Consider the following 13,619-nt stretch of genomic DNA (forward strand, 5'->3'; position numbering starts at 1 on the left):
CGACAGAAATCGCGCTTTATCATGCACTTGGAAAACTACCCGAGCCTCCGTCGACCCACAGTTTTTACTGACGAACCCTAAAAATTAGTTTGACCGAAAACCAGCAGTCAGAGTAAAAACAGAAACCCCTGCGGCGCTGCGCTCCGGCTGTCCAGCTTCGCGCGAAACACCTGTCCGGCTTCAAGCGAAACGCGTGTCCAGCTTCCGCGAAATACGCATGCGATCTGCGGAAAAGTTGAAAGCTGGCGGGAGAGATCATGATCGCAGACTGCCCAGCACGGTATGCAGCATGTCAGCGTCGACTAGGCCGTCTACCTTAACCGCCGCAGGCCGATGCGGATCTCGATCGTGCCGCAATGCGACGCCGGCTTCATATCTAGCGCTTGCGTATCGCCCGAAAATGACGCAACAACCTGCGTCGGCGCGTCACTCAGCAGTACAGCTGGGAGGAGGCCGGTAGACGGAGCTTGCTGCTCGGCAAGATATCGCCGCCGCCAGGTGTACCGCATGTTCACGTTGATGCCATTCTCACGAGCCAGTCTCGCGACCGAGACGCCCGGCTCGCACCTGCTGCTGCCAGCCGGTCCCGAAGCGGACGAGCCGCTTACCGTTTTACTGCAGGGGACTTATTCTCGCTGCAGTATCTAGACAGTCGGAGCGCGCGCAACTGCCGCGCACTCGTGACCGTCGGGGATCGCGACGCACATGCGGCGCTCGCCTAGGCAGAGTCGTCCGCCATGACTATTTCGACTTCTGCCATTCGTCGATCTCGTAGTAGCTGCGCAAAAAGTCGGTCGGTTGCCAGTGAGTCGGTTCGGACGCTGGAATTGCGCGTCCCGTTGACGTAGACAACTCCAAGTCCGCGAGGTAAGTGGCGAGAACATCGGGCCTTGTCATCAACCCCAGAGGCAGCAATTTGCCATACCCCGACGCTTTGATTCGCTGAGCGATCGCTCCAATGTCGAATGCGACGGGAAACTGTCGCTCGCGAAACGCGAGCGACAGCGTGTACGAAAACGTCTCCGGAATCACTGAAGCAAAGAACATGAAATCACCCCCCGCTTCTCTCAAGAGCCGGCCGGCCTCTTCGCGTCTGTAGGGTCCCGTGACGGTAACATTGCCGATCGACTCAAGTATTTCGTCCCTATCGGTGTGGCCGATCACAACAAATTCGAGTGGTAGTTCCATGCGTAGGCTTGCGCGCGCTACCTGTTCAAGCAATCCGGCCCCTTTGTGCAACCCGAGTGCACCCATCAGGACCACCCTGCGCCGGACGGACGCCGTCGCCGAATGCTTTGTTGCTTGCGCGAGTTGCTGGGTCTGCGTGTCAACAGAATGCGGGGCTGCCTTCTCGGGATGCGGCCTGACCAAGAATCGCAGGTTCTCGAAGTATGAAGACAGCCGTTCCGAAACATCTTCGTTGGGAACGATCGTGCGCCTTGCATTCTTGAGAAGACGTCCGTATCTTTCCCGCCATTCGGCCACGCCGGGCTTTCCGAACACACTTCCGTCACGTTGAACGCATTGCTCGCATGTCGAGACCGGTGGCTCGCCACAATAGACTTTGCTTCTGTCGGCGAGAAATATACGCGGACAGATGAACATGTAGTCATGCACCGTCACGTCGTATTGGAGCTTGGCGTGCCGGCAGACGTCCTGCAGGAAGTCCGACATCGCGAGGGGAAAGCCTGCGAGATGATGAACATGCACATGCCTCACCCGCAGGTGATGCAGGAAAGTCGTGAATGCATCGAGTTCCGTTGGAACACGGAATCGCGGCATGTTGAGCAGAGGCTCGCATTCTCCACTCGTGACGAATATCGACTCGGGATGTTGTGGGTCAATCCGACAGGTCAGGTTGCAAATGCCTGAATGCCGAAGAATCCGCGTCAGATCCGCGACGTGATGTTCCGTACCGCCTCCCCACGAGTGCACGACCGACAATACTGAGCCGAACTTAGCTATATTGAGTATTCGCGCGATGTCCAACGCGCGGCGAAAAGGCAAGGCCGGATCGGAATCGACAAAATCGCGCGTCGATGCAACGTATTGTCGGTGCCGATCTGCTAGAAGCTCGATGTCGACAACGACTTGAACATCCCCGCGCATGTCGATCGACGCAGGCGCGAACCGGCGAGCGAAAACGTCGGTTGCCAATAGATTGAGCCATCCGGCAGCGCAGGCCTGAGCGCTCCACAGTTCGAACTCGGCGACAGAAAAGAAGGATGCATCGGCGTTATTCCTAGTCAAGAAATCGAGAAAATCTTTTCTAATATAGACGCAAGTTGGACTGCCAACAGGAACCTCGACGACCTTGCCACGATTAACCGAAGCAGCTAATGCATCGAGCTCGCCGTCGTCTCCTTCGAACGTGCTCCAATCGCTCCCCATAACGCGCGGATACGAGCATATGCCGGCATCGTTCGAGAAAGGGGTGACCGTCGCAACTCGCGGCCTGCCATAGGCAGAAATGCGCAATCTGTCCAGCCACCTGTTATGAACCTGCACGCTACTACTGATAAGCACCACGTCCTGATGACCGTCTGAAGGCGTCGGGATCCGGGGCTCATCGGTCTTGAGAACCCGAACCAGTCCGTTCCCTAAGTGTTCGGACAATGCGCCGGGCAATTGAACGCTTGCTTCTCCGCTGATAAGCAACGTAAGTCGAAAAGGCGTTTCCTGCGCATTGCTCAGCAAGCTGAACAGACTGCATGCAGTCTCGGCGGGTCCGGCGTCCAGTACGACGAACACATCGACTTCGTGGCTTTTCGGCCCTTCCAGCGACGCGATGAGTTGCTTCCATTCGGTTTCCGTAGGCGCGTCTGGCCGGGCGAATTTGCATTTCTCGACGCGGAAATGCTTCGGCGATGCGACGTAACCTTCTTGCCGTCCTTTGCGAAGATAGTGAACAACGGGGTTTATTTGCGCATCGCGGACATCGGGATAGTTATCGAGGTAAAGGGTCGTGCTGAAGAACGCGGAAGGGTCCGTGTTTTCTTTCCACCCATGCGCCAGGAAATGTTCGAGCGGGTCTCCGGAAGCGTGAGCAAGATCCGGGCGTACACGAAGATAGAACTCTCGATCAAAAAGACCGCTCGCAAGCACGAGTTCATACTCGGATGTAGCGTCTGCCATTGGTGCCTCGACTACATTCAAACGGTTTGCTAAATCTTCAGCACCCTTCTGACGGCGCGAAGGGGGCGCGTGATGCGCCAGGACAGAGATTGACGTATATGCGCGATCTCGGCGTTCAGTCTGACAATCGAGCCTTCCAGATTTTGGGTCGAGCAATTCGCATGATCAAGCTGGCTAAGGAGTTCCTGTTCTCGTTGGCGAGCTTCGCCCATTTGCTGACGGGCGACGTCGGTCGCAGAGATGACTTGCGCAATCCGTTCCGCCGTCTCGGCTGCAATTCGCACGCATCTTTGGTTTGCTTCCGCGAGCTGTCGAGCAAGCAGCGCGTTCTCGGCGTTGAGTCGGTCGATATCGCGGCACAAAAGATCCAGACGATACTGCTCTCGGCTAAATTGCGTTGACTCGACCTTGGGTCCTTCAAACATCGGCGGTTGCATGACTTTCCGTAGCTGCTCTGGAATGACGAAATCGGAAGGGGAAAGCGGCAATGACTCGACAAAGAAGTTATCGCTGAGCGGCCCCGCCGGCATCACCTCGGCTGTATTAGCCTCTTAATTTCCGCCAGAACACGGCGGCACCGTCGATCTCCTCAAGCTTGTCGTCGATTTTGTGGTCTCGTCTGAAATCGTCGACTGCCTTCCGGCAGCCTTCCAAAATATAGTCGTCGACAATCACAAACCCGCCAACGCTGACTTTGCTGTAGAGAGCGTCGAGCGTCTGGATGGTCGAGGAGTACATGTCGCCATCCAGCCGGAGAATCGAGAGCTTTTCAACTGGCGCGTTAGGCAGGGTGTCGCTGAACCAGCCCTTTAGAAAGCGTACTTGATCGTCGAGCAGACCATAGGCTTTAAAGTTTTCCTGGACCTGCTCCAGAGGAACCGCAAGTTCCTTGACGGTGCTGTGCTGATCATTGGCATCTACGGGATATTGGTTGTCTGGAGGTGGCAACCCCTCGAACGAATCCGCAACCCACACTGCGCGATCGTGAATCCCATACGCCGCAAGCACTGCACGCATTAGAATGCAGGCTCCGCCTCGCCAGACGCCGGCTTCAATCATGTCGCCAGGAACGTTCTCACGCAGTACTTGCTCGAGAAGTACTCGCAGATTCCGAAGACGGGCCGTGCCAATCATGGTCTGCGCGTGTGTTGGCCAATCTCGCCCGATCGCGCGTACCTCCGGATCAAATCCTTCTACCCACGGCGCAATGGATTCATCTTGTGTCAGTGTCCCCGTGAGGGCTCGTTCCAGGAGATCGAGATAAAGATACTTCGAATGGCCGCCACCGGTTGTCCCTGATTGGCTTTTCGAACTGGTCAAACGGAGTTCCGCGACTTCCGACGAGAGAACAGTCATCCGCCCGGCAAGCTTCGCGTAAAACGTTTCAACTAATCTCTCGAGCTTCGCGTCCGACAGACGCCGCCCCTCAGCGAGAATGCCTACTATTGCCGTTTCTTCGTTGACGGGTGTACTAGCGGTCAACTCGCGAAGGCGGGAATTTAGGTTGCGTTCCCGTTTGATCATGGACGCTACTCTCGATCGCGTATCTTTCTCACGCTGTGTCGACTCCTGCAGCAGTTTGGCGAGAGACTCATTCCGGGTCGCCGCTCGCTGGTGATCGCTACGCATCACGTACAACTGAAGTTCCGTGGATTGCCGCTCGGATGTCAGCTTGTCGACTTGTGCTTGGAGCGTTGCGTTGGTCACACTCAGCTCGGATCGCTGCGCGCGCTCCGTTTCCAGTTGTCGAGCAACTGCATCGAAATCCCCTCGGAGCCGATGCAAAGCATGCTTATATTCGGCGTTGTCCGCGCTGAGCTGACGCGCAAAATCATAAAGTCGCCTGAGTGGAGGGGCGATAAGGGCTGCGCGACGCGCGGCTTGACGAATGGACATCGTTGATTCCTTTGGCTATGCGCGTCAGACGGTTGGTTTTGACCAAACCCGTCGATTAACCTGGTCAATATAGGACAAAACAATACGTGCCACTTTAGCCGACACGTTCTCAGCTTCGTAGTCCGAAACCCGGCCCGCATTTTGCCCGGGGCTCTCTGAGCTACTGAAGCCGTCCATGACACACCGCACAGCGTCAATGAGACTCTCTTCGTTCAGGCTCGCCATAACGAGGGTTCCCGCGTCCATTCCCTCGGGGCGTTCGTGTGCCTCTCTAAGAGTCACTGCGCGAAGGTTCAGCAAAGACGCCTCTTCCGTTATCGTCCCGCTGTCCGAAATTACGCACGCGGACTCTTGCTGAAGCTTGATATAGTCCGTAAATCCGAACGGAGGAAGAAAGCGCACGAGCGAGGAAAGGCGCGATTCCGCATCGATCGGAAGGCGTTTGCGCGTTCGCGGATGCGTCGAGACGATGATTGGCCAACCGAAGGTGGCCGCGAGCGCTTCGAGACAACGCAACAATGACGCTATGCGCGCTTCATCGTCTACATTTTCCTCGCGATGCAGACTTACGATGAAGTAACGAGCCGACTCAAGAGAGAGATGTTCCAAGATCGAAGAGTCTTGAATCTTCTGCCTATAACGTTGCAGTACTTCATTCATGTGCGAACCGACCTTAAATACACGGTCGGATGGAAGGCCTTCCGCGAGAAGATAGCGTCGCGCGTGTTCCGTGAGCGTCATGTTCACATCACTGAGATGATCGATGACCTTGCGGTTAAGTTCTTCCGGAACTCGCTGATCAAAACACCGGTTGCCCGCTTCCATATGAAAAACCGGTATCTTCCGCCGCTTTGCGGCGATCACTGCCAAACCGGAATTAGTGTCGCCATAGATCAGTACTGCATCGGGGCGTTCAAGTTCAAACACGGCGTCGCTTGCCTCGATGACCTTCGCGATCGCCTGTGCTGGACTCGCAGAGGCAACTTCGAGAAAGTGATCGGGGCGACGGATTCCCAGATCGTCGAAGAAAACCTGGTTGAGTCCGTAGTCGTAGTTCTGCCCGGTATGGACGAGTACGTGGTTCGTCAGTCTGTCAAGCCGCTCGATGACCAGGCTCATCTTGATGAGCTCCGGCCGCGTGCCGACAATAGTCATAATCTTTCGCATGACTTATTTACCGCCTTCCAAGCTGTTACCGCGCAACTCTTCTTGGATATAGTCAAGCTTTTTAAGGAGTGCCACGACTTCATCGATGTTCAACTGACGGGTGTTATGACTCGTATAGTCGTGGGATCGTGATATTTTCTCTTCACCGTCGGTGAAAAACTTTGCATAGTTCAGATCTCTCGCGTCCGCGGGGATCCGAAAGAACTCGCCAAGGTCTTCTGCGCGCGCCATTTCCTCGCGCGACACCAAAGACTCATAGAGTTTCTCGCCGTGTCGGGTTCCGATGATACGAATTGGCACTTTCTTGTTAAACACGATCTGCAACGCCTTCGCGAGTACCTCCACCGTACAGGCCGGTGCTTTCTGCACAAAGATATCGCCTTGATTTGCGTTCTTATAGGCGAAAAGAACAAGGTCAACCGAGTCGTCGAGCGACATCAGGAAGCGTGTCATCTCGGGGTCTGTGATGGTGATCTCTTTGCCTTCTTTCAATTGGCGCACGAAAAGCGGAATCACCGAGCCGCGAGACGCCATCACGTTGCCGTAACGCGTTGCGCACAGCGTCGTCATCCCGGCGTTCCGCGACTTGGCAACGGTCAGCTTCTCCATCAATGCTTTGGACATGCCCATCGCGTTGATCGGATACACAGCCTTGTCGGTGCTTAAAGCGATCACGCTCTTTACACCACATGCAAGTGCTGCCGAAAGCACGTTTTCCGCACCGAGTACATTCGTACGTACAGCTTCCATTGGATGAAATTCACAGGATGGAACCTGTTTGAGCGCAGCAGCATGGAATACCAGATCGACATCACGCATCGCGTCGCGGACGCTTGATTCGTTACGGACGTCGCCCAGGAAAAATTTGAGCCGATTGTCGTGGAATGCCTGACGCATGTCGTCCTGCTTCTTCTCGTCACGAGAGAAGATTCTCAACTCCTTGATTCCCTGTGCAAGAAACCTTTTTGAGATCGTAGTGCCGAACGATCCAGTTCCGCCGGTAACCAGCGCAACGGTATCTTTCAGAATATCGGCGTCCATTCTACTTTTCCTCCAATTTGCTCATCGACGTGATCATCTGTGACCAAGTCGGTGGAATATAGCCGGTTCGTTCTTTGAACCGCTCGCTGTTCAGTGACCGGTCAATCTTCAATGCCCCGTCAGGAAGAATCTCGATATCTCGGTTATAGACTTCTCTAATCAGAAGAAGCAGGTCATGCTTACTGATCGGGTCCGCAGAGACATGCCAGACGCCATTGATGTCAGGAGCCGGCAAGACATGCTTGATGATGAGGTTGGTCAATTCGTCGGTCGTGAGGCCGGAGAATTTGGCATTGGTAAAGCCGCGCACGCAGCCGCTTTGATTCAGAAACCATGCAACCAGGCCATGTTGGCTTTGCACTTCAGGACCAATGATGCTGGTCCGGAGTGTAACTGCGTTCGGATAATCGACCTCGCCAAGAAGCTTCGATCGCCCGTACAGATCGTACGCGTCTGGAAGGTCGGACTCGATATAGTCACCCTTTTTGCCCGAGAAAACGCAATCCGTACTTACATGAATGAGCCTCGCACCGGCTAAAGCACAAAGGCGCGCCAGACGATGCGGAAACATGGCGTTGATGGGCAAAGCGGATAGGGGGTCGTCAGCGCTCGCCAACTGTTTAACGAGGCCAACGCAGTTCAGTACTGCGTCCGGCTTGGTCGCTCGAAGTGCCTCGACAAGCGAATCATTGTCGAGAACATCGACACCGGAGAGAAGATTCTTGCGCACCGCTTCTTTGAACGATGGTACGGCATTCGCCGAGCGCACAGTGCCATGAACTTCGAACCTTTTAGTCTCGCTCAGTATCTTGAAAGCGGTGCGGCCGAGCATTCCCGTCGCTCCTAATACAAGTATCTTCACGTCAAAATCCTCCCTATTGATACTGAGTGCGCCCACCGGTGTCTTCCAGAAACCCCGCCGGCGTTTCCCAAGCGATCTTCGCCATGTCGATCTCTGGCCCTTCTTTGACTTCGGCGAAGTTTCTGCCCGCCGATACCCATCTGCGGGCAATTGAGTCCAGTGCGTCCTGGAGTTGTCCGATTTCCTTTCGATGCACCGAGTAAATCTCATGCGCATTAAAAAGCGCAATCATGCTCGACAACCCGAGCGCTTGCTTTTCGATAGAAAGTGCGGCGCTTTGACGCGACCACTCAACCACCGACAGTGGCTCGTCTATCCCGAGCAACAAATACTTTGCCGCGAGATCCACCCAGCCCAGGATGTCCTCTCCTATGCGAGATGACGTGGGGAAGAGAAATCCGCCGTCTACTACGGACCGATGAAGCATAACCGTCGGCATTGCGATCGGGCAGCAACCGATGATCGCCGGATATGTTTGACCTCCAAATTTTCCACTTCGCCATATTCCCAGACCTCGCTGCGTACCCGGAAACGATACGTAGTAGCTCGTGTGCGAGAATTGCGCACCGTGCGCTTGCATCAATTCGACCTGACGCTCAACCTTTGTCGCGAGAAGGAGATCGTCGGCGTCCAGGAACGCGATGTAGTCGCCACTAGCAGCCAGCAATGCGCGATTTCTGGCTGCAGCGGGACCGCTGTTGGCCTGATGCATGAGGCGGACTCGGGCGTTTTTAGCGCAGAGATCGAAGAGTGGACTCAGATCATCCGTGGAACCGTCATTGACGAGAATGACCTCGACGCGAGCATTAACTTGTGCCAATGCGCTTTTTGCGGCACGTAGCGCCAAAGGCACTTCATTCCAGAAGGGGATGATTACCGTTATTAGCGTGTCTTTTGCGAGCACATTGGATTTGGCGTGGGAATATGCGGCCGCTTCCTTATACGGTGTAATGTCGAGAAAATCTCCAAGCTTCTTAAAATATCGATGCGTACTCCCGAACAGATGTGCACGTTCCGTTTCGCTTAAATCCGACACCATCTGTTTCCACAAGACGTCGCCCTCGGCGACGGCCTGGGGCTTATGACTATCCTGACCGGGATGGATTCGGTACTGTACGAGGCACTCGGCCTGATGGAAGAATTCATGATCTCGTAAAATGCGCTTCCAAAAATCGTAGTCCTGCGTGTACCGAAGCGATTCATCGAACGGACCATATTCCTTCATGAACTTCATTGGAATCAGTAAGGTACAACCATTCACCATTCCGTTCAATAAGGCAATGCGGGGTTTGAACCTGATCTGTCCGGCATTTAAGGTCACCGTGGTGATGTGCTCGTCTGCAGGGCCAATCAGTTCGTAGTCGGAAAAGAGACACGCATCGCTACGCCCCAAGTCTTTGAGGTAACGTATCTGGGCGGACGTTTTATGCGGTAGATGAATGTCGTCGTGACTTAGCCAGGCAAAGTACTCTCCGGTCGCATGTTGCAGCGCTGTGTTCAGCGCACCTGCGACTCCCCGATTCTGCTGGCTGAAATAGCGGACTCGCTTTCCGTACGAAGCCGCGATCGCTTCGGTTTCTCCGCCATCCGTCGAACCGTCGTTGACGACGACGATCTCGATATTCTCATAGTCCTGCGCGAGTGCGCTTTCCAATGCCTTTCTGAAGTACGCGCCGCCATTGTAGACGGGCATGCAGATCGAGACTTTTTCCATTGCGCGTGCGCACGGGGAACCTTGCGCTGAGACGGTCATAAAGCGAGGGATTATATAGGATCGTCTTGGTACCCGTAAGCCACCAGATCCCGAACCTTGTGCTGCGAACAATGGGTCGTCGTCGAGGTCGATGCATGTGTCATCATCGCCCGTAAGATGTTCAGAATTCGCGATCGGCGGCTGAAAAGCGCTGAGCGTAGTCTCTGCGGGTCGATTGCGAGCTTCGAACGAGCGGCAATAGATTCACTCTGCGGCACGAAGAGTTCTTTGTCTCGTGGGCTGGACGGAAACGTTCGATTTGCCACCCCACGTTCGACCAAGGAAGGTGCGGGCGCTAGAAAGTGGTAATTCGCACCCTTTTTATTGTTGTTTCGATATTGCAGTGCGTCATAAAAATGTTGCCCGACGTTGTCTCCGAGCACATCGTCGGCAACGATTTGGTTGCAAGCTTGCGATGCCGTTCGTTCACCGCCCGGAAGCAGTTCCAATAGTTGATTGAGAGCACTAGTTAGTCCGTGAACATACTTTCGCGGCGGGCGCTGTCTCACGCGACGACCTTCCCAAGTTGCGACATCGGGCTGGACGTGATGCGCGGCTCCGTTGGGCGCGGTCGTTGACGAATGGTGTCGAAGCGCATCGAGCCGCAAATAGCGCCGGGTGCGCATCCTTTTATTCACGTCAGTCCGCAGAAGACGCTTTGGTGTCGTGGACTTCGTTGCTTCATTTGGTGTCGATCGCGCGTTGTGAGCGCGCGATTTTTTCCGGACACAACGCCTTAACCACCACGGTGACAGCACATGAACCTCGAACTCGACGACAGGGACAGGCGTTATATTGAGGATGTGAGATGGGTTCAGGACGACGTTCTGAAGCTTCCCGACAATTATCCGCCTTATCCCATCGATCAGTGTGAAATTTTTCCGATCGAGTCCTCGGCCGTCGTTGGAGCGATCTTGAGCGCGCGAATTTGAATGCAAATTTGGAGATTCCTGCAGGACGAACTTGACCGTCGTCAGTCCCGGCACATCGATCGGCGCTATCAGCAGTCCGGACTCGAGGAGAAGCTCACGCTTGCCGAGTTCGACTGGTCGTTCAATCCAAAAATCCCGCGTCAGGCTTGCTTCCAGTTCAATGCACTGAAGTTCATCGCTGCCGGCGAGAACGGATTGATCATCGGCAAACCTGGCACCGGGAAGTCACATGTAGCCAAGGCGGTCGCATACCAGGCGGTCCTCCAAGGCCACAAGGTGCAGTATCTCGAAACCAACGACTTCTTTAACCGCGACGCGCTCTTCGCAGCAGAGCAGCAACAGACCCGGCTGCGCGCGACACTTGAGGTGGACTTGCTCGTGCTGGACGACCTGTTCCTCGGACGCTCGATTCTTGACGAGACCGGCGCGCTACTGCAGACGCTGGTCCATAGCGTTACAAACTGCGCCGAAGCATCATCGTCACGTCCAATCGCGTGGTACAGGAGTGGGGCGCGTACCCTTGGCGATAACACCATGAGCACCACGATCCTCGATCGCCTCATGCATCACTGTCACCATCTCGAGTTCAACGGCAGAAGTTACCGGCTCAAGGACGCCGCTTAGGCCCTTGCGCAGAAAACTAAAGAGGAATAAAACTCGACCTCGTCCTGCTTCACCCGATGGGGGATTTTAGGCGACCAAAACTGGGGGAGTTTCAACTGACCGTCCGGGGCTTAGCAAAAGACACCACAAAATCGCGAGCTTTCGATCCGTCTTGACCGTTAGAAAGCCCTAGTATCCTATTCACCTATCCGCGTCACTGACGCATCGACCCGAGTGCAGCGCACTCCATTTGTATCCAGTTATGCATCCAACAGGTGCGATCTCTTGAAGCGGCTGCGACGCTGCCAATCAAGCTAGCCGTCTGCTGCAGGAAACTGAGTTCAATAAGAACCGCATGGACGCTGGCTCCTCGACCGATACGCAGTTCGTCATCGACTGAGAACGACTTCGCACGGACAATGCGAGCATCATTCTTCCTTTCGTCCACGGCAATCACGCCAAGCCCGACTCACGCGGTCCATATCCAGGCGACCGTGATGAGCAAGCTCCCAAGACGGGAAATCACTTGAACCATGGGTACAGATTCTGTATCCCCTTGCGGAGAATGAAATCGTGCAGATCCTGCGGCCGCAACTGGTCAAGATGCGGAACCTTGCACCCAAATCGCTCATCAAGGAAGCGCCGGATGACAAACTGGTATCTGACCACAGTTGAGAGTGACAGGCCACGCTCAGTACAGAGAAATGCTTCGAACTCGAGAATAAGGCGACTCGATGGGGTTCGATCGATCCTCTGTGCTGCCGGAGCGATGTCGCCGCGGTTTCGAAGGTACGCGAGAAATCGCTGACCAGTAGCGAGATCGCCTCGTCGTATGGTGTTCCGGAGCCGGCGGGCGTCTTGGAACTGTATCAACCGCGACTCATTGAGCTTTGCCAAAGGAATCTGCCGACGTCCGAGCCATCGACTCAGATCGGCTAGCACATCACACTTTGCATGAACTGTGTTCGGCGCATACCCCATCCGAAAAAGTTGGGCAGCAAAACCTCCAACGTGAGCAGCCAGTGGTCCGCCGCAAATCTGTCTATCGGGAGAGGTTGTTCCACCGTGGCGAGTGAGCATCATCATGGCGCGTTCTTAAAACTCCGGAAGGATTCCGGGGTCGAGACACCAGAATAATGCCGAGAAAGCGAACGTCACGTCGGAAGCTGATTGAAGAGCGACACCGCATGTCCACGGCGATCAAGATCGCTCTCGGAATAATCTTGGCCTCGGAGTTATGCCGCAAATCGATCATCGCGTCCAGGCGGCTGCGGAAGAAATCCGGTGTGCTCATCGGCGCTTCTCACTCCCAGAAGATAGGCCCATTTCATATTGAAACTGGGAGTTTCGCAACTGCTTATCTGCACCTATCCGCACGCTGCGCTTGGCTTCGCGCGATTCTGCAAGACCGACTAAACTAAGGAGCATCAAGAAATGGCAAGACGATCCCGCGCGCGAGCGCGAGCACAGGTCACCCCCTTCTTCCCGACGCAGGCATACCTGGGTTATCCCAAGGACTATGAGCAGGAGCCTGCGCTGAGGGAGCGCCGACGCGAGTACGCTGCTTTTGCACGAAAATTGGACGCGATTTTGAGACCCCTGTTGGGTGAAGAGCTCTACGCTTTGCATGAGGACATGCTCGTGCTGACTGGCAAGGGATTCGCGGGGCCGGGGATCGAGGTGGACTGCGTAGCCGTCACCGCGTTCGGCGTGTTTGTCATCTCGCACTTCCGGGTGACCGGCAAACTTCGCTGGGGTACGAAGGCGAACGAGGTCACTCTCTTGAGCAAGTCAGGTACGGCACAGACCCTTCCGTGTCCTCTCTGGCAAGCAGCGCCAGCAGTTCACGGCGCACGATTCGCGAAGTGTTCGAGAAACATCGCTCGCTTGATCGGCTTGTTCACGATCTCTCCGCTTTCCGGATCAACGTAGTGCACTTGGAAAACGTGCTTGGCGATATCAACGCCTACGGCCATACTATTCATTGCGGATCCACCGGTCGCCGGGAAATGCATGCATTTTCCACCCGGGCACATCGATGCCGTTGGCCCGTGAGGATCCACCGCCTCGCGCTCGTGGGCGGGACGCGTTCATTTCATTCTTGATTTTGGCCCTTGGTCCGACTGCTTAGTTCGTGCCTGGCTTATTGGTGTGGATCGTCGGGGGAATCTATGGGTGAATTATTGTGCGCGGCTAGCCAAGTGAAGCTCGATTCCGATACTGATAGAGC

The 13,619-nt window shown here is 55.1% G+C and carries 10 protein-coding genes and 1 pseudogene; 2 read left to right on the top strand and 9 right to left on the bottom strand.

What is annotated here, in order from left to right:
* Nucleotides 1-311: 311 nt before the first annotated feature.
* The 8 genes from AWB81_RS48580 to AWB81_RS36050 form a co-directional block, all read right to left on the bottom strand.
* Nucleotides 312-539, bottom strand: a complete 228-nt coding sequence (locus tag AWB81_RS48580; RefSeq protein WP_327373120.1) for an IS66 family insertion sequence element accessory protein TnpB — start codon at nt 537-539, stop codon at nt 312-314.
* A 202-nt stretch (nt 540-741) separates the two neighbouring features.
* Complete coding sequence (locus AWB81_RS36015; RefSeq protein WP_144444285.1) at nt 742-3,135, bottom strand: glycosyltransferase family protein; 2,394 nt, start codon at nt 3,133-3,135, stop codon at nt 742-744.
* A gap of 29 nt (nt 3,136-3,164) precedes the next feature.
* Entirely contained in the window at nt 3,165-3,665 is a 501-nt protein-coding gene (locus AWB81_RS36025; RefSeq protein ID WP_062642549.1) for a hypothetical protein, read from the bottom strand.
* Nucleotides 3,666-3,678: 13 nt separating this feature from the next.
* The gene (locus tag AWB81_RS46585) at nt 3,679-5,031 is read right to left on the bottom strand and encodes a TylF/MycF family methyltransferase (RefSeq protein ID WP_200822603.1); all 1,353 of its coding nucleotides are present in this window, start codon (nt 5,029-5,031) and stop codon (nt 3,679-3,681) included.
* Nucleotides 5,032-5,055: 24 nt separating this feature from the next.
* Nucleotides 5,056-6,198, bottom strand: a complete 1,143-nt coding sequence (wecB, locus tag AWB81_RS36035; protein ID WP_062642551.1) for a non-hydrolyzing UDP-N-acetylglucosamine 2-epimerase — start codon at nt 6,196-6,198, stop codon at nt 5,056-5,058.
* Nucleotides 6,199-6,201: 3 nt separating this feature from the next.
* On the bottom strand, nt 6,202-7,239 hold the full coding sequence (locus tag AWB81_RS36040) for an SDR family NAD(P)-dependent oxidoreductase (protein ID WP_087135422.1): 1,038 nt from the start codon (nt 7,237-7,239) through the stop codon (nt 6,202-6,204).
* Nucleotide 7,240: 1 nt separating this feature from the next.
* Complete coding sequence (locus AWB81_RS36045; RefSeq protein WP_062642560.1) at nt 7,241-8,101, bottom strand: dTDP-4-dehydrorhamnose reductase family protein; 861 nt, start codon at nt 8,099-8,101, stop codon at nt 7,241-7,243.
* A gap of 13 nt (nt 8,102-8,114) precedes the next feature.
* Nucleotides 8,115-9,815, bottom strand: a complete 1,701-nt coding sequence (locus AWB81_RS36050) for a glycosyltransferase family 2 protein (protein ID WP_159938992.1) — start codon at nt 9,813-9,815, stop codon at nt 8,115-8,117.
* A 797-nt stretch (nt 9,816-10,612) separates the two neighbouring features.
* Between AWB81_RS36050 and AWB81_RS46035 the strand changes: the two genes are divergently transcribed.
* Together AWB81_RS46035 and AWB81_RS36055 are read left to right on the top strand one after the other, a co-directional pair.
* On the top strand, nt 10,613-10,786 hold the full coding sequence (locus AWB81_RS46035) for a hypothetical protein (protein ID WP_159938993.1): 174 nt from the start codon (nt 10,613-10,615) through the stop codon (nt 10,784-10,786).
* Complete coding sequence (locus AWB81_RS36055) at nt 10,787-11,410, top strand: ATP-binding protein (RefSeq protein ID WP_087135424.1); 624 nt, start codon at nt 10,787-10,789, stop codon at nt 11,408-11,410.
* Between the two features lie 1,829 nt (nt 11,411-13,239).
* Here the strand turns inward: AWB81_RS36055 and AWB81_RS44290 are convergent.
* Nucleotides 13,240-13,374 (bottom strand): annotated as a pseudogene (locus AWB81_RS44290) (IS110 family transposase); the annotation flags it as partial.
* Nucleotides 13,375-13,619 lie beyond the last annotated feature (245 nt).

Source organism: Caballeronia arationis (assembly GCF_001544975.2).
GTDB classification, from domain to species: domain Bacteria; phylum Pseudomonadota; class Gammaproteobacteria; order Burkholderiales; family Burkholderiaceae; genus Caballeronia; species Caballeronia arationis.